Origin of the sequence: Belliella marina, from assembly GCF_042682445.1 — a bacterium.
GTDB lineage: Bacteria > Bacteroidota > Bacteroidia > Cytophagales > Cyclobacteriaceae > Belliella > Belliella marina.
On the sequence record NZ_JBHUHR010000043.1, the window covers coordinates 1 to 16786 of the forward strand.

Here is a 16786-nt window from a genome sequence, read left to right on the forward strand (position 1 = left end):
TCTAAAATCGGCCTTGCTGAGAGACTAGTAATTTACAAAAAATCTTGCCACGATGCTCTCAAACGTTAGCTTACGAAATCAACTTTTTTAAAGTAGGGGGAATGGCCGCCAACGGTCAAGGCTACATGCAGGCAGGGATTTTTACCACTGAACTTCCTACGATCCCGATAAGAAAATCGGGAGAACTTCAAATTTAGCATTTTCCTGTTCTACGAAGCACAGCCTGTCCCGCCAAAGCGGGAAAATCCCTGCTCCGATGGCTATTGGAGTCTAGCTGCTGTTGGCGGTTCGTTGTTTCTCTTTCAGGTTTAGATTTTTTTCTGAATTTGCCAATAATGTCCAAATGGGTCTTTGAACATTGCTTGCCTGTAACCGTAATCGTAGTCAGTAACAGGATTGATTTCTGTAGCTCCTGCTAAAATGGCTCGGTTAAAAACTTCTTGAACATTTTCCACAAACAAACCGATTACTGTTGTTACACCTTTTGCGGTTATAGGCTCAAGAGCACCACGCATAGTTTCGTGTAGATGAAATATGGCACCATCTATTTCCAATTCTACTACGTGAATGCTCCCGTCATCATTCTTAAAGGTGAAATTCTCAGTTGCACCTAATTTAATATAAAAATCAATATCGAACGTGCCATTAGGAATGTGCAGTTCAGGTGCAAAATGTGTTTTAATTAATTTGCTTTTCATATCAGTCGCCTTACTTTTTGTTTATAGTTAAGATATTCTTGTCCGTGTTCTATGGTCAGAAATTCTTCTTCAAGTCGGATTTGTATTTGAATGAGAACGTAACCTAAAATCAAAAACAATGCTGTCAATGCGTTTGGCGTTGTCAAGAAAAGTCCGCCCAAACTTAAAATCATTCCGAAAAATATCGGGTTTCGTGAAATTGCAAAAAGTCCACTTGTTACCAATTCTGTTTTTGTGTCTGTGTCAATGCCGATACGCCAAGAATTTTTCATATGTCCTTGTGCAATTACTGTCCACGCCAGCGAAATGAAAAGAATTGCAAGGCCAACATATTTTATCGTCTGTTTGTCAAGTTGTATGATTGGTAAAAACTTGTCGTGCCAAGTCGGAAACAAAGCGTAAGCAACAACATAAATAAGCATTGCTATCAATGTCAGTCTGAAGTAAAGTCCGATGAGTCCGTAAGCACTGTCGTCTTTTGGTAAAACAAGCGGATTTTTCCCAATTCGTCTTGCTACAATAACAGATTTCAAAACGAAAGCAACTCCAAAATAAACAATGAAGTAAATCGGTAAAACTATTCTTAGAAGCTCAGTCATTGTGGAATAGGAAGATTATGAAGTTTCAGAAATGATTATTTGTCCCATTATTAAGTCGGAGCCATTGTATATAACGTTTTGCACCAAACCGCTGTTATGGGCAGTTTTTTTATCCGTTTGGTTGTTCCGTGGGGAATTTGGTAATGTCCATAAAGAAAACTTCCCAAGTGTGTCCGTCAAAGTCTTCAATTGTTCGCTGTTGCATAAAACCATAATCTTTCAGTTCGTTTGGTTCAATCCCACCTGCCTTAAGTCCATTAGCCATTAAATTGTTCACTTCGTCTATGCTGTCTAACGATAATGAAAAAAGTCCTGCTAAATTTGACTTTGTGTCTGCTAATGGTTTGGTTGCAATAGTTTTAAATTTTTCGTGTGTCATTATCATCACAAAAATGTTTTCACTCCAAACCATACATTTTGCTGTGTCGTCTGAAAATTGAGGATTGTTAGTAAATCCTAATGCAGTGTAAAAGTCCATAGATTTTTGAAGGTCTTTAACTGCTAAATTGATAAATACTTGTTTTGCCATTCTATTTTGATTTTAATTTATTGTTTTGAATTTTGTCTTTGTAAAAGTATGAAACTGCGAGAATACCTAAAAAAGCCAATGGCATAAGCATATAGCCAATGTTCTTGTCCACAAATAAATGACTTAAAAATGCAAAGATTAACGTAAATGAAAGTCCTGCATAAGCCCATTCTTTAATTGTGTTTGGAGTCTTAGAATAGATAATTGCAATGACACCAAAAACTTTCGCTACTGTCAAGGAATAAGCAAAGTAGTCAGGATAGCCTAATGCTTTCGTTCCAAAAGTCATATACTCGGGTGCTAAAATCCAAGTGCTAACTGGCATAACTGCTTCCCAAAGTGCAATGATAATGGTCGCTGTCCAAAATATGATTTTGTTTTTTTTCATTGTTTTATTTTTTTAAAGTTGATAATAATATGTCAAGTTCATTTAAGGTCATTGTAAAGCCTTCTTTGAAGCCCATTTCTATCATCTTCTCCATCCGTTCAAGAGAATCATTGTATATCGTAATGCTTACTTTGGTTATTCCAGTTTGTTCAGAAAAATTCAAATCCCAGTCGGAACCTGGTAAAAAGGGATTTTCATCTTTGTCGGCAAAAGCATTCAAATATTTGAAATTGCTTTTTGGGGTAATTGACGTGTATTTTTGAATGGCATAATATTCTTGTCCTTCAGGACTAACCATTGCGTAAAATCTTCTGCCACCAACTTTAAAATCCATTGCTATTGTTTTAGATGCAAAAGGTTTGGGTGCCCACCATTGGTCAAGGATTTCTTGTTTTGTAAATGCGTCCCAAACCAATGATAGGTCGGCATCAAATTCTCTGTTTACAAAAACGGTGTTTTTTGATTTGTCAACTGTGAAGTCAAATAATAGATTATTCATTTTTTCTGTTTTTTAATTGTTGATAATACTTGGTCAAGTTGGTTGAATCGGGTTTCCCAGATCTTTCTGAATTGTTCTATCCACTTGTCAATTTCTTTCATTTTGTCAATTTCAAGTGAGTAGTAAATTTCTCTACCTTGGTGTTCTTGTTTTACAAGTTCGCACTCTGTCAAAATGCGAAGGTGTTTTGAAACAGCTTGTCTTGTTGTTTCGAAGTGTTCGGCAATAGCCTTTGGTGTCATTGCCTGTAATGCAATTAAGACGATTATAGCTCTTCTTGTCGGGTCTGCAATTGCTTGAAAAATGTCTCTTCTCAATGTAAGTTTGTTTTATTTGTGAAACCAATCGGTTGCAAATATATATGCAACTTTTCGGTTTCGCAATTTTTTTTGATTTTTTTTGATTGTTAAAAAGTCGGTCGGAATTGTCGGTCTGCATGGTCGTCCTAAAATTGCCCATGACGATTGGACCTACACGCAGGCAGGGATTTTTAGCACTGAACTTCCTGCGAAGAACAGAACTTGAATTTAGCACTGCACTTGATTTAACCACGGCTGCCCCCATTGAGCCAAACGGCTGTTAGCAGTTCGTTGTTTTTATGATTTAAGACTTTCGATAAAATCTTTTATAATTTTTGTCAATTCAATTGGTTTGCTCATCATAGGCAAATGTCCGCTATACACAGTTTCTATTTTTGTTGCGTTCAAATTTTTCGCCATTTCTTCTTGCAAATCTGTCGGCATTGACTTGTCATTTGTCAACCTAATATACAGTCGTTTTGTTTTTGGTAAGTCAAAACCAATTTAATCAAGATTACTCAAAAATATATGCAGATAACAAAAAAGCCTCTGAGAGATCAGGGGCTTTTATTTATTTTAACTTTTCCAATCAGCCGCGGCCGATTGGAAAAGTTAGTGATTTTTACTTACTTCCTTTGTGGCATCAAAGGATCAAGAAAATGGATACTTGCCCTTCTCCACCATATAATCGGCGATCTGTCTTCTCAGTGTCTTGGTATCCACCAGATCCATCTTGGTGAAGCGTTTCAAGCCCATTAGCATGACTTTCTGTTCATCTCCCTTGGTAAATGAAGCAATGGCTTCTTTGGCAGCGGCATTGATTTTGTCCACTGCTCCTGCCAAGTATACCTGGGCCATGGCGATCTGGTGCTTGCTGGCTTCTTCACCATGCATCTTGGCAAGCTTTTCGGCCCTCAAGATGGCTGACTCTGAGGCATAGATCTCCACCATCACATCTGCCAGGTTCATCATGATCTCCTGCTCGTCTTCTATCTTGTCCTGCAAGGCCATCGCTGCTTTGCCTCCTACCATCAGGAATACCTTTTTGAGTTTTTTGATCACTTCCTTCTCGGCAGCAAAGAGCTCCGAAGTATCGATTGTGTCAAAACTAGGCACTGAGGTCAACTCCTTCGATACTGCCATGGCTGGTTCGAAGAGGTTGATCTCACCCTTCATAGCCCTTTTTAAGACCATTCCCACCATCAGCATGCGGTTGATTTCGTTGGTTCCCTCATAGATCCGGACGATTCGGGCATCTCTGTAAGCCCGCTCCATCGGCGCATCTGCCGAATAGCCCATTCCCCCGTACACCTGCACACCCTGGTCAGCTACATAATCCAATACTTCTGAACCGTGTACTTTCGATATGGCACATTCGATCGCAAACTCCTCCACACCTTTCAGCTTGGCTTGGCTTTCGTCCATCCCCTCAGCAGCCAGGTTGTTAATCCTGTCTTCTATGTCCTGTCCAGCCCGATAGGTCAGTGATTCTGAGGCAAAGGTTTTGATGGCCATTTCAGCAAGTTTGCCTTTGATGGCCCCAAAGCTGTTGATGCTCACACCAAACTGTTTCCTTTCCGTAGAATACTTCACACAATTGCTGATGATATACCTGGCACCGTTGAGTATACCGGATCCCAATTTGATCCTTCCGATATTGAGGATATTCACGGCGATTTTGAAACCATTGCCTCTTTCGGAAAGCATGTTTTCTACCGGTACTTTGCAGTCGTTGAAGAACACCTGTCGGGTTGAAGAACCCTTGATCCCCATCTTTTTCTCCTCTTCGTTCATGGTGATACCGCCAAAATCCTTCTCCACAATAAATGCCGTCAGGTTTTTGTCATCTTCGATCTTGGCAAAGACAATGAATACATCTGCAAATCCTGCATTGGAAATCCACATCTTCTGTCCATTGATCAGGTAATGCTTGCCATCCTCGGTCAAAGCAGCTTTGGTCTTGCCACTGTTGGCATCCGAACCTGCATCCGGCTCTGTCAAACAGTAGCATGCCGCCCATTCTCCTGTGGCAAGCTTGGGAAGGTACTTTTGCTTTTGGTCTTCTGTACCATAGTAGAGAATCGGCAAGGTACCAATACCAGTATGGGCACCATAGGTGGTAGAAAATGATCCTGCAGCCCCAATGATATCCGCGATCAGCATGGAGGTATTGAAACTCATGCCCATGCCATTGAATTTTTCGGGAACAGAAATCCCCAACAAACCCAATTCCCCAGCCTTCCTAAAGATTGTAGGGACCAGATCCGGGTTTTTCATGCTGTCGATTTCCTCGATATTTGGCGTGATCTCCGTATCGATAAAATCCTGGCATGCCTGCGCCATCATTTTTTGTTCTTCGTTGAATTCTTCAAAAATGAAGATATCCTGGGCTTCCGTTTCCCTGATAAGAAACTCGCCTCCGTTGATTGATTTTTTGGTTACTGTGTTCATAATTAAAGACATTAGACTCAAGACGTAAGAAATAAGACAAACTTACCCCCACGACCTAGTCATTGTTTTTTTCAAATTTTAAGATTAATGAATAGAGCATTTTTTGTATTTCAGTAAGTTCGGTAGTTACTTAATTTTTTAGATTTGAGACGTGAGATATGAGATTTGAGATAAGACAGATTAAGAGCTAGTTTGAAATTTTAGTCATTAGAGAATAGGTCATTTTTTGAATTTCATTAATTTCTACATTCAATTTTTCAAAATCACCATGACTCAAAAACTCTAATTCCATCGAGATAATTAATTGAGTTTCTAATTCACATAAAGATCCATAAGCAATTCCTAGAAATTGAAGAAACTCCTTATTTCCTCTCCTTCCTGCTCCCTCAGCAATATTTGAAGGTACTGAAACCGAACATCTTCTTATTTGTGAAGTCAAACCAAATTTTTCCTCTGAAGGAAAAAATTTTGTTGCTTTATATACACTTACAGCTAGTTTGATGGATCTCTTCCAGATTTCCAATTCTTTATGATTATTCATAATTCTACAGATTAAAAGTTTGAAAATTAGTTTTCCCTAATCCAAAATTGATCATTATCATTAAATCTTTTAAAGACCAAAGCGGTCTCATTTCTCATATCTCATATCTCCAGTCTAATAACTACCTTAACAGCTCAAACACCCCTGCTACTCCCTGTCCTCCTCCGACGCAGGCAGTGACTAGGCCGTGTTTCTTGTTTTGGCGGCGGAGTTCGCTGAAAAGCTGGACGGAAAGCTTGGCTCCGGTACAGCCCAGCGGATGTCCCAGGGCTACTGCGCCCCCGTTGACATTGACGATATCCGGATTCATATCCAAGGACTTCATCACTGCCAACCCTTGCGCTGCAAAGGCTTCGTTCAATTCGATCAGATCGATGTCATTCAGCGTCAGACCTGCTTGCTTCAGTGCTTTTGGAACAGCTTCTTTTGGTCCGATTCCCATGATCCTTGGTTCCACACCTGCCACAGAATAGGCCATCAATCTGGCAATCGGCTCCAAGTTCAATTCCTTAACCATGCGCTCTGACATCACCACTACGAAGGCTGCTCCATCCGAAGTCTGTGAGGAATTTCCGGCAGTCACCTGGCCACCTTGCTTGAAGGCCGGTCTTAGATTCGAAAGCCCCTCCAGGGAAGTCCCTTTACGAGGTCCCTCATCTGTGTCCACGGTGAATTTTCTGGTTTTTCTTTTCCCATTTTCGTCCAGATACGTTTCTACGACTTCTATCGGAACGATTTCATCTTTGAACTTTCCAGCTGCAATTGCCGCCAAAGCCTTGTCATGCGATTTTACGGAAAATTCATCCGCCTGCTCTCTAGTGATATCATATTCCTTGGCCAATTCCTCTGCTGTCAGACCCATGCTGAGGTAATAATCAGGGGTTTCTGAAGCAATTTTCCAATTGAGCGCTGTTTTGTAGCCCATCATTGGCAGGAGGGACATGGATTCTGTCCCTCCAGCGATGATACAGTCAGCCATTCCAGCCTTGATTTTCCCAACTGCCAGGGCGATTGCTTCCAATCCGGAACCACAATACCTGTTGATGATAAAGCCAGGGTTTTCTATTCCCAAAGCCAATAGGGAAATCATCCTCCCCATCTGCATCCCTTGTTCACCTTCCGGAATGGCATTTCCTACGATCAGGTCATCTACCATTTTATTTTCCAATCCCGGTGTATTGGCCACCAGATGTTTGATCACATCCGCTGCCAAATCATCCGGACGATAGAATCTAAAGCCACCTTTTTTGGCCTTTCCTACCGCCGATCTATATCCATTTACTATATAAGCTTCCATTTTGAGTTTGTTTTTAGTGTTTCTGATGTGATTTTAGTTTCATTTGAGAAACTAGAAACTAGAGGCGAGAAATTAGACTCGGTTCTAGTAAGGATTCGATTCTACCTTAGATTTGAGACCGACGAGCATTTTTTGAATTTCGTCAAGATCATGATTGATAGATTCAAACAATTCTTGATTCAAGAGACCAACCCTGCTTGCAATTATTGATTGGGTTTCTAATTCGAAGCTTTCACCCAAACTAATATCTAGACAATTTGCAAAAGCCTTTGAAGAGTTTCTTGCTGTTCCTTCGGCTATATTAGATGGAATAGAAACACTGGATCTTCTCATTTGGGAGGTCATTCCAAACTTTTCTTCAGATGGAAATAATGCAGATGTTTCATAAATTTTCACAGCCAAATCAACGGCTTTGTTCCAAACAGTTAAGTTTTTAAAATTATGTCTCAGCTTCATAAAATTTCAATTTAAAATTATTGCCTGATTTTCACTTCCCATGTGTATATAGTATCGTTTCAAACTTTCTAGTCTCTCGTCTCTAGCATCTCGTCTCTAGCATCTCGCTTCTAATTCCTCAACGGTTTCCCTTTGAACAGAATACTATGGATTCTCTCCAGGGTCTTTTTCTCTCCCGTCAAACTCAGGAAGGCTTCTCTTTCGAGATCCAAGAGGAATTGTTCGCTGACCAATGTCGGTGAAGAAAGATCTCCCCCTGACATTACCCAAGCCAATTTTCTGGCGATTTTGGCATCGTGGTCTGAGATGTATTTTCCATATTGCATGCCTGTGATTCCTGCCTCAAACAATGCCAGGGAGGTCTTGCCCAATACTTTGATATCTGTCTGCTGAATCGGTTGGGTATATCCTGCATCATACAGCGACAAGACTTTGGCTTTGGCTTCTGCCAGCTGTCTTTTTCTGTTTAGCGTAATGGAATCTTTGACTTGCAAATAACCCAAACCCCTTGCTTCTTCTGCCGAAGTGGAAACTTTTGCGGTAGCGATATTCATAAAGTATTCCTGCAACCTGTTCAACTCCACATCCCCATCCTTGATGTCATTGGAGAATCTCAGGGTCATCTCCTTGGTACCTCCCCCAGCGGGAATCAAACCAACACCAAATTCTACCAACCCCATATACAATTCGGCATGTGCCTGCACCGCATCTGCATGGAGTGACAATTCACATCCACCGCCCAAGGCCATATTGTGCGGAGCCACCACTACTGGGACAGATGAGTATCTTGCCCGCATCATGGTATTCTGGAATCCGGCAATCATCAGGTTGATTTCATCATATTCCTGGTCTCCGGCAAACATAAACAGCATGGCCAAATTAGCCCCTGCGGAGAAATTCGCCCCTTCGTTTCCGATTACCAAGCCTTTGTAGGATTTCTCCGCCATGCTGATGGCAGTATTGATTCCTTCGATGACTTCTTGGCCTAGGGAATTCATCTTGGTATGAAATTCCAATCCAATCACATCATCTCCCATGTCATAAATAGTCGCTCCGGCATTGCCCCAAACTTTCTTGTTGGCCGCTTTGAGCGTATCAAGGATGATAAATTCTTCCTGTCCCGGGATCGGAAGGTATGTCTTGGACTTGAGGTCATAAAACTTTTTTTGCCCGGCTTCTACTTTGTAGAAAGACTCATTGCCCGCATCCAGCATTTCATGGACCCATGCAGCGGCTTTCTCTCCGGCTGCTTCCATTTTTTGGACCGTCTCTTTGACACCCAATACATCCCAGGTTTCAAAAGGCCCCAACTCCCAACCAAATCCAGCGCAAACAGCCTGATCGATTCTGTAGGTTTCATCGGAGATTTCAGGGATTCTATGTGAGCAGTATTTGAACAAATCATAAAATGAAGCTCTGTAGAACTCACCAGCCTTGTCTTCGAAGTTGACCAAAAACTTGATCCTCTTTTTCAGATCCTCGATTTCTTTGGATGCTTCCAGTGCCTTGAATTTCGGCTTTTCAGCATCTTTGTATTCAAAAGTCTTCAGATCAAGCTCCTTCAGTTCTTTTCTGCCATCATCATGACGGATCATTTTGAAATATCCCTGACCGGTCTTATCTCCCCACCATTTGTTGTCATAGAGTACTTTGACAATGTTTGGCAACTGGAATTTGTCCCTAGACTCATCATGTTCCAGTGTTTTGTATAGATTGTTGGCGACATTGACCGTTGTATCCAAGCCGACTACATCCATTGTACGGAATGTGGCAGACTTGGCACGTCCAATGACAGTACCCGTCAATTTATCCACTTCTGATACACCCAAGCCCATTTTCTCAATGGCATGCATGCCCGAGATGATTGCATATACACCGATTCTGTTGGCAATAAAGGCAGGCGTATCTTTACAGAGTACCGTCTCCTTGCCCAAATGTCTATCCCCATAGTCCATCAAGAAATCGATGATCTCAGGATTGGTTTTTGGTCCGGGAATAATCTCCAACAGCCTCAGATATCTTGGAGGATTGAAAAAGTGTGTTCCTGCAAAATTGACCTGAAAATCTTCCGATCTTCCTTCACACATCAAGTGCATGGGAATACCAGAGGTATTTGAGGTGATCAATGTACCTGGCTTTCTATATTTTTCAACTTTCTCGAATAGGGATTGCTTGATATCCAATCTCTCGACTACCACTTCCATGACCCAATCGTAATCTTTGATTTTGGGAAGGTCATCGTCAAAATTTCCTGTGGTAATCCTATCAATATTTGCCGCATCATAGAGGGATGCAGGTTTGTTTTTCAAGGTGGATTGCAATGCTGAATTGACAAGCCTGTTTCTTACCGCTTTGTCTTCGAGGGTCAGTCCCTTTTTCTTTTCATCGTCATTGAGTTCGCGGGGAATGATATCTAGGAGCAATACCTGCACGCCGATATTGGCAAAATGGCAGGCAATCCTTGATCCCATCACACCTGAACCTAAAATGGCAACTTTCTGAATTGTTCTTTTCATCTGTTTATTATTTTTTTTTATTGGTCAGATGGAATCTTCCACGATTAAATAATCATAATAAGTATGATGAAATGATTATTTTGATCGTGTCGATTTCATAAGATTATATTGGTTTAGAGTTCGTATACTTTACTCTTATATTGGTTTGGGTTTATGGTTTCCAACTGTATTTTTTCGATTGTTTCGTTGATTTTTTGGAAGACTTTAAAAAAATTGTCCAAATCTTCTTCATTCACTTCCTGCCTGACCATCAAGTTAAAATCCTTGATGGTCTCTATGGAAATCTCCTTTTTTCTCTTCCCTTCTTCAGTCAGATAGATGCGGACAGATCTTTTGTCAAGAGAATCCTGCTTTCTGTATATCAGCCCTTTTTCTTCCATTGTCTTGAGCATCCTGGTCAGACTGCGGGCCTCCAGGCCCATCAAAGGGGCTATTTTGGTGGCAGCTGTGCCTTCTTTGGAGTTTATATTGATCAATACATATCCAATTGACGCAGTAAAATCATCCAAAGAGGCTTTTTGGTTGTACATTCTTGAAATGGCGTGCCAAGAACTTTTGATGTGGTAATCTACCGTTTCTTCGCGTTTCATAGGCATATTGAATTTTGTAAGCCTAATTTAAGAAAAATTTGTTATGCATACATACTATTCTCTAAAAAAGTTATGCATGCAGAAGAAATTAAAAAATGTTTTATTTTACAAAATAGAAATATAATTCTGTTATGAAGTATTTCCTTAAGTATTTAAGTATAAAATGGCATTGAAAACTGGTATTGGCGAAAGAAGTTTCTAAAATAAAATAATTGTTAAGGGTTAATTGGGTTAATAGTGAAATAGTTGAATAAGTGAATTGAGTTATCTGTGGATTGGAAAATTAGGGGAATAAGTGGATTGAGTTATTGAGTATCAGTGGATCAGTTGGTAAAAAGATTAGTAGGTTGGAAAGTTGAAAGAGCTTGTCCGCCGAGTCGGATTTAAAGGTTAGGGGATTCAAGGTTAATTTTTCCAAACTTCTAAACCCTAAGCTTCATTGGGGAATTGGCTTATAGAGGTTAAGTGGTCGGAAGGTTGGGGGATGCTAAAATAGAAAAATGTTGGATACTTAGATTTCAAAATTTGAAATGAACAACAGTTGATCAAATCATAAAACTCAAAAATCATCTTTTAATTTGCCCTGAAAGGGCATTTGATCCTAACATAGGGTTGCAACCCTATGCTATAGTGAATAAAATGCAAACCAATTGCCCTGAAAGGGCATCTGAATTTTTAACTAAACTACTATCGGCTAAAGTCCTATAGGTTTGGTTTCTCCAAAAGGTGACTAAAGTGCATCCAAGACTTTGTGTTCTTTGTGAAAAACTTTGTGATCATTGTGGTTATAATTTTTCATTACGTCAACGGTCAACCGTTGACAGTCAACAGTATGGGGATCACGTGGGATTCATTCTGTTGTCTGATGACTGTTGTCAGTTGACTAATTATAAAGCCCCTCTATCTCATTCGCATACTTACTATGGATGACTTTTCTTTTCAGCTTCATGGTAGGGGTCAATTCACCTGATTCTATTCCCCAGGGATTTGGCAATAAGATAAAGCGCTTGACTTGTTCCCATTTTCCGAAGTACTTGTTAAGCAGGTCGATTTCCCGCTGATATTTTTCTATAATTTCAGGTTTTTGGATCATTTCGGCATCTTTGGTATAAGGAATATCCTTGTGGCGGCAATAATCCCTCAACCCATCAAAACTCGGCACAATCAAGGCTGCAGGATAATTTTTGTTTTCTCCAACAACGAGGATCTGCTCTATCAAAGTGGATTCCTTGAATTTATTCTCCATGGGTTGTGGGGCAATGTACTTTCCTCCGGAAGTTTTGAACATCTCTTTTTTCCGGTCGGTAATCTTGAGATAGCCCCCATCATGCAGCTCACCAATATCTCCTGTATGAAACCAGCCATTTTTAATGCACTCTGCGGTCATATCGGGCTGCTTGTAGTATCCCAACATCACATTGGGTCCTTTCACCAAGATTTCGCCATCTTCTGCGATCTGGACCTGGACTTCTTTTACAAGCTTGCCCACAAAACCGATCCGGATGTCCTCTAGATTGCAAATCGATGCCGAAACTACCGGGGAGGTCTCTGTCAATCCATATCCTTCACATACTGGAATCCCTGCACTCCAGAATACACGTGCCAATCTTGGCTGCAATGCCGATGCACCGGAATTGATCTGCTGTACATTTCCACCAAGCGCTTCCCTCCATTTACTGAAGATAATTTTGTTTGCCAAGTTCAATTGGAGATCATACCAAAACCCCTGCGATTTGTTGGGTTCAAACTTCAAACCCAGATTGAGTGCCCAAAAGAACAGGGATTTCTTCAATCCTGTCAGTTCATATCCCTTCGAAACGATTTTGTCATACACTTTTTCCAATAGGCGTGGAACGGTGTTGAACACATGCGGCTGGACTTCCTTGAGGTTCTCACCAATCTTTTCCATACTCTCGGCATAGTAGATGGATATTCCCATGTACATAAAGCAGAAAGATCCTGTTCTTTCATAGATATGGCACAGAGGCAGAAAACTCAAAGCCTTTGAAGTCCCTTTCTGAATGATCAGCCTATCTTCCACTGCAAGCAAATTGTGGATGATATTCCTATGGCTTAGCATGACACCCTTGGGTCTTCCTGTAGTACCTGAGGTGTATATGATCGTAAATAGGTCATCTGACTTTACCTGCTCCTTCAATCTTTCCAAATCAGCCAAATTTCCGGTCTCTCCGGATTTCATAAATGCTTCCCAATGGTTACAGGATTCAAGGGAATCAAATGACAATATTTCAATGGTAGTTCCCGCTGTGGCTATTTTTGCCTTTTCAAAAATCTCTTCGTTGCCCACAAAGACCATTTTGACTTCCGCATGTTCAAAAATATATTTGTAATCTTCTGCTGATATCGTCGGATACATAGGCACTGAAATCGCACCGATCTGCTGCAATGCCAAATCAACAAAATTCCATTCAGGTCTATTATCAGAAATGATTGCAACTTTTTCACCTGATAGGATCCCTGCAGACAAAAATGCCAAGCTAAGATTATCGACAATGGATTTCAGCTCTTTTGAAGAATAGCCTGTCCATTCCCCATTTACTTTTTGGGCCAGGGAAATTTCCTTGTCATAGGTTGCTATCTGGTAATTGATGATATCAAATAATCGATTAATCTGCATGATCCTTTTATTTTGGGTTTCCTAGGGTCATTCAAATTAGGAAATTGAATCGAAGAAAGCAATTTTGATTTTTGGGAATATGATTATCCGCAATGACACGAGTAGTAAAATTATGCATATGAAATCATGCGTATAATTGTCAACGGTTGACAGTCAACCTACCCTAGAAACAATATGGATACATTATTTCAAATGGCTACTGGTAAGAAAGCGGATAATCAAATTTGAGACTTATCCACTTCTCTTTACAAGTAATTGGTTATTTATCTAAAAAACAAGGTTAAAGGTATTAAGGTGTGGATTTGTGGACAAGTTTTTACCTTTTGTTTACCCACAATGGTTTTTCCTATTTTCCCCATGCTTATCCACCACTTACCAACAGCTTTTTGTGTGCTATCTCTTTGACAGTTAATCAGCTTATCTTTTATGCTGCTTTTTATTGTTGATAAATAAATAAAGCTATATGTCTGTAACTTTATGTGTTTGTAAATGTGGATTAGTGTGTATGATATTGGACTTATACCCAATTGTTGGAGAATGTCTGGTTTGTGGTTTTGGGCTTGGGGATAATGCCTGGTTTATCATCAAGTTGTTGACAGTTATTCACACATTGTCTCTGCCTTATCCACAAAATCCATGTTCCCATCCCAATTTTTGCTTTGTTTAATTATCGTCTACTTCTATTTCAGTTTCTATTTCTTCTGTGATTTCGGTTTCTACATTTTCATCATCTGCTTTTTCTTTTGTTGGAGAAGTGATTACAGTGATTTCATTGACCCAGCCTGCTTTGATGGTGATGTCCATAGAGGTAATATCTGCTGGGTTTTTGTAGTAGTAGACCCTTTCTGCCTGTCGGTTTTGAAACATGTTGGATGGATCCCAGCGCTTGTTTCCGTTTTCATCCAAGATGACCCTTAGGTGGTAGGTTCCTGCTTCAAAGTCCACGAAGGAATGTTTGTTGGTATTCTCCAAGAAAACTTCTTTGACTATTTTACCACTTTTGTCCAGTAGTTGGAGGACTAGTGGGCGGAAGTCTGTCTCTATGGTGACATCTAGGGAAGTAACCAGGGTTTCTGGATTTAGCTTTTTGTAGGTAGCTTCCACTTTTTTCTCATTGTACATTCCCTCGACATCCCTGAATGTGGAGTCAGCGGCGAATATTGTAAATGTTGTATTGGTAAGGGTGTCTACAAGTGGTATATCCATGAATACCTGTGTATAGTTGGAGCTGTCTTTTAGATAAATCCAGTCACGCTCAATCCTGAGGATAGATGCAGAATCATATTTTACATACAATGAATCCAGGTTGATGTCTGCTATTGGCTTATTGAAGCTGTACTCTGCTTTTATATTTTTGAGGAAATTTGATCCTGAATTGACTGTGGTTTCCAATTTTTCCTTCTTTCTGTCACTCTCTTCGAAGCTCAGATAGAGCAATGTATCCAGTTTGAACCCAACCGAATCCCTCAGTGTCAGTTTTGCCTGTATGCTGTCATTTCTCAATTCTGTATGGTAGAATCTGATATTCTTTTCGTTTTGTCTGTAGAAAAGCTTTGTATTCAGATCTTCCTGCTCTACTGTGATTACCGTTGGATATTTACTTGTGACTACGTCAAAGTTTTCGCCTACTGTTGATGTCCTGTTTATTTTAAGCTCGGAAATATCAGCTTTTGATAGAATGAAATTAATATCCTTGATGTCTTTATCGATAGTTATAGTATCTCCATAGAATGCATATGCCTCTGACTTTTCCTCTGCTTTGAGGGAATTGTTTGAATCATGCCAAGCATAAGCCCTGTATTCCCCTGCTTTGATATTTGTGATCTCAAAGTTACCTGCACTGTCAGTGGCAGCGAGGTAGTACGGAGATGCGCTGAGGACATCAGTAGTATCGTTTTTCTGATACAAGCCTACCAAGACATCCTTCATAAACTTATCCTTTTGGGGAAAAGTGTAACTTACTTTTCCACTGAATTTGAGACTGTCTATTTCATTTCCGGTGGAGAAGACCAACTTCAGATTTTCAGCTGGGTTGCTTTCGGTGATGTCCTTTATGCTTTTTTGGAAATTGAATACATAGGTTGTACTATCTTCCAATTCCTGGTTGAGTTTGATGACTACCCTATTTTTGAGGGCGGTTACAGTCATTTCATCTTTGTTTATTCTTGGGGTGACGATGATTTGCTTGTTGGCATTCTCTATTTTTATATACTCATTGAATTCCAACTCGATCGTTTCAGGTTTTACATTGATGGATTCGTTAGCTGGCTTCATTGATTGGATCATGGGTGGGTTTTCGTCTTTGTCACCACCCATAGGTGTACTCTGTTTAGCACAAGCATAAAGTAGAATAATTATTGATATAGATAATATCCTGATTAATAGTTTCATTTTTTCTTTAAAATATACAGAATACTTGAATAGTTTCCTTTGTGAGATTTAGCCCAATTGTTTGATTTATACCCGTTTACAAAGGCTTTCCAAAGTGTTTTGATATTACTTTGGTTGCTATGTTTATTTTTCTCTGATAGGATGGATACATAGTAGCTATCAAACTTCATTGGTTTTTTTTCCACTATTCTCAAGCCCATCTCTTTTGCAAGATATTTAACGGTATTTTGGTTAAAGTGGTATAAATGTCTTGGAACATCCAGTGCTGCCCAATGCGCTTGATAGTAGGCTGCATCCCATGAATCTATATTCGGCACAGCGATGAAGAGCGTTCCATCATCTTTCAGTTTGTTGACAATGGATTTTGTTGTTTTTCTCAATGCATGGATATGCTCCAAGACATGGAATAGCGTGATTGCATCGAATTGTTCATTTGGATCCAATTCTTCTATGCTTTGGAATATTTCCAACCCAAAGGCTTTTGCTTTTTCCCTGGCTATTTCATTTGGTTCTATCCCTTTTGTATTCCAACCGTCTTTGTTGGCGGTATTCAATAGATAGCCAGTTCCAGAACCTATATCCAGTATTGTTCCTTTGTTTTCGTGGTATTGATTGATCCAGGCCAATTTATTTTTGAGGGTGATGTTCCTGACTATTTTGTACAGCCAATTGGTAAGGTTGTTTGATTTGTCCTGATGGGAAATATAATCTTCAAACTCATAGTATTTTCCAATGGATTCTATGCTTGGTCTGGGATTGGTGAACACAAAATTGCAATTGCTGCATTTGCACAGTAAAAATTTCTCTTTGCTCACCGAATGGTCAGTAGCTTCGAGATGATTAAGAAAAAGCCCACTTTTGCAAAGTGGGCATTTGGTTAATCTTTTTTTCATA

Annotated in this window: 16 protein-coding genes; all 16 read right to left on the reverse strand. The window is 39.9% G+C overall.

What is annotated here, in order from left to right:
- Window positions 1-308 precede the first annotated feature (308 nt).
- Window positions 309-698: a VOC family protein gene (locus tag ACFSKL_RS16435; protein WP_376887423.1), complete on the reverse strand. Its 390-nt coding sequence runs from the start codon at window positions 696-698 to the stop codon at window positions 309-311.
- On the reverse strand, window positions 695-1297 hold the full coding sequence (locus tag ACFSKL_RS16440) for a methyltransferase family protein (RefSeq protein WP_376887424.1): 603 nt from the start codon (window positions 1295-1297) through the stop codon (window positions 695-697). Before ACFSKL_RS16440 ends, ACFSKL_RS16435 begins: the two co-directional genes overlap by 4 nt.
- 109 nt (window positions 1298-1406) lie before the next feature.
- Window positions 1407-1826, reverse strand: a complete 420-nt coding sequence (locus ACFSKL_RS16445) for a VOC family protein (protein ID WP_376887425.1) — start codon at window positions 1824-1826, stop codon at window positions 1407-1409.
- 1 nt (window position 1827) lies between these two features.
- Window positions 1828-2214: a DoxX family protein gene (locus ACFSKL_RS16450; protein ID WP_376887426.1), complete on the reverse strand. Its 387-nt coding sequence runs from the start codon at window positions 2212-2214 to the stop codon at window positions 1828-1830.
- Between the two features lie 4 nt (window positions 2215-2218).
- Complete coding sequence (locus tag ACFSKL_RS16455; RefSeq protein ID WP_376887427.1) at window positions 2219-2713, reverse strand: SRPBCC family protein; 495 nt, start codon at window positions 2711-2713, stop codon at window positions 2219-2221.
- On the reverse strand, window positions 2710-3030 hold the full coding sequence (locus ACFSKL_RS16460) for an ArsR/SmtB family transcription factor (protein ID WP_376887428.1): 321 nt from the start codon (window positions 3028-3030) through the stop codon (window positions 2710-2712). Before ACFSKL_RS16460 ends, ACFSKL_RS16455 begins: the two co-directional genes overlap by 4 nt.
- Window positions 3031-3309: 279 nt before the next feature.
- Window positions 3310-3456, reverse strand: a complete 147-nt coding sequence (locus ACFSKL_RS16465) for an alpha/beta fold hydrolase (RefSeq protein WP_376887429.1) — start codon at window positions 3454-3456, stop codon at window positions 3310-3312.
- Window positions 3457-3663: 207 nt separating this feature from the next.
- Entirely contained in the window at window positions 3664-5463 is a 1800-nt protein-coding gene (locus tag ACFSKL_RS16470; protein WP_376887430.1) for an acyl-CoA dehydrogenase family protein, read from the reverse strand.
- 187 nt (window positions 5464-5650) lie between these two features.
- Complete coding sequence (locus ACFSKL_RS16475) at window positions 5651-6004, reverse strand: four helix bundle protein (RefSeq protein WP_376887431.1); 354 nt, start codon at window positions 6002-6004, stop codon at window positions 5651-5653.
- Between the two features lie 121 nt (window positions 6005-6125).
- Window positions 6126-7301 (reverse strand): thiolase family protein, encoded by a 1176-nt coding sequence (locus ACFSKL_RS16480; RefSeq protein ID WP_376887432.1) that lies wholly within the window; start codon window positions 7299-7301, stop codon window positions 6126-6128.
- An 84-nt stretch (window positions 7302-7385) separates the two neighbouring features.
- Window positions 7386-7757 (reverse strand): four helix bundle protein, encoded by a 372-nt coding sequence (locus tag ACFSKL_RS16485; protein ID WP_376887433.1) that lies wholly within the window; start codon window positions 7755-7757, stop codon window positions 7386-7388.
- Between the two features lie 110 nt (window positions 7758-7867).
- Complete coding sequence (locus ACFSKL_RS16490) at window positions 7868-10273, reverse strand: 3-hydroxyacyl-CoA dehydrogenase/enoyl-CoA hydratase family protein (RefSeq protein WP_376887434.1); 2406 nt, start codon at window positions 10271-10273, stop codon at window positions 7868-7870.
- A 113-nt stretch (window positions 10274-10386) separates the two neighbouring features.
- A complete protein-coding gene (locus ACFSKL_RS16495; protein WP_376887435.1) occupies window positions 10387-10863 on the reverse strand; it encodes a MarR family winged helix-turn-helix transcriptional regulator in 477 nt (158 codons plus the stop codon).
- 883 nt (window positions 10864-11746) lie between these two features.
- Window positions 11747-13501 carry an AMP-dependent synthetase/ligase gene (locus ACFSKL_RS16500; protein ID WP_376887436.1) on the reverse strand — a complete coding sequence of 585 codons (1755 nt, stop codon included), beginning with the start codon at window positions 13499-13501 and terminating at the stop codon, window positions 11747-11749.
- Window positions 13502-14164: 663 nt separating this feature from the next.
- Window positions 14165-15892, reverse strand: a complete 1728-nt coding sequence (locus ACFSKL_RS16505; RefSeq protein ID WP_376887437.1) for an Ig-like domain-containing domain — start codon at window positions 15890-15892, stop codon at window positions 14165-14167.
- Window positions 15889-16785 carry a class I SAM-dependent methyltransferase gene (locus ACFSKL_RS16510; RefSeq protein ID WP_376887438.1) on the reverse strand — a complete coding sequence of 299 codons (897 nt, stop codon included), beginning with the start codon at window positions 16783-16785 and terminating at the stop codon, window positions 15889-15891. Before ACFSKL_RS16510 ends, ACFSKL_RS16505 begins: the two co-directional genes overlap by 4 nt.
- Window position 16786 lies beyond the last annotated feature (1 nt).

What these genes read in the sequence shown, in the direction of transcription:
- ACFSKL_RS16500 (WP_376887436.1), bottom strand. Translation starts at nt 13,501, where the DNA reads ATGCAGATTAATCGATTATTTGATATCATCAATTACCAGATAGCAACC.
- ACFSKL_RS16510 (WP_376887438.1), bottom strand. Translation starts at nt 16,785, where the DNA reads ATGAAAAAAAGATTAACCAAATGCCCACTTTGCAAAAGTGGGCTTTTT.
- ACFSKL_RS16505 (WP_376887437.1), bottom strand. Translation starts at nt 15,892, where the DNA reads ATGAAACTATTAATCAGGATATTATCTATATCAATAATTATTCTACTT.
- ACFSKL_RS16475 (WP_376887431.1), bottom strand. Translation starts at nt 6,004, where the DNA reads ATGAATAATCATAAAGAATTGGAAATCTGGAAGAGATCCATCAAACTA.
- ACFSKL_RS16490 (WP_376887434.1), bottom strand. Translation starts at nt 10,273, where the DNA reads ATGAAAAGAACAATTCAGAAAGTTGCCATTTTAGGTTCAGGTGTGATG.
- ACFSKL_RS16455 (WP_376887427.1), bottom strand. Translation starts at nt 2,713, where the DNA reads ATGAATAATCTATTATTTGACTTCACAGTTGACAAATCAAAAAACACC.
- ACFSKL_RS16485 (WP_376887433.1), bottom strand. Translation starts at nt 7,757, where the DNA reads ATGAAGCTGAGACATAATTTTAAAAACTTAACTGTTTGGAACAAAGCC.
- ACFSKL_RS16495 (WP_376887435.1), bottom strand. Translation starts at nt 10,863, where the DNA reads ATGAAACGCGAAGAAACGGTAGATTACCACATCAAAAGTTCTTGGCAC.
- ACFSKL_RS16465 (WP_376887429.1), bottom strand. Translation starts at nt 3,456, where the DNA reads ATGCCGACAGATTTGCAAGAAGAAATGGCGAAAAATTTGAACGCAACA.
- ACFSKL_RS16440 (WP_376887424.1), bottom strand. Translation starts at nt 1,297, where the DNA reads ATGACTGAGCTTCTAAGAATAGTTTTACCGATTTACTTCATTGTTTAT.
- ACFSKL_RS16450 (WP_376887426.1), bottom strand. Translation starts at nt 2,214, where the DNA reads ATGAAAAAAAACAAAATCATATTTTGGACAGCGACCATTATCATTGCA.
- ACFSKL_RS16435 (WP_376887423.1), bottom strand. Translation starts at nt 698, where the DNA reads ATGAAAAGCAAATTAATTAAAACACATTTTGCACCTGAACTGCACATT.
- ACFSKL_RS16445 (WP_376887425.1), bottom strand. Translation starts at nt 1,826, where the DNA reads ATGGCAAAACAAGTATTTATCAATTTAGCAGTTAAAGACCTTCAAAAA.
- ACFSKL_RS16470 (WP_376887430.1), bottom strand. Translation starts at nt 5,463, where the DNA reads ATGAACACAGTAACCAAAAAATCAATCAACGGAGGCGAGTTTCTTATC.
- ACFSKL_RS16480 (WP_376887432.1), bottom strand. Translation starts at nt 7,301, where the DNA reads ATGGAAGCTTATATAGTAAATGGATATAGATCGGCGGTAGGAAAGGCC.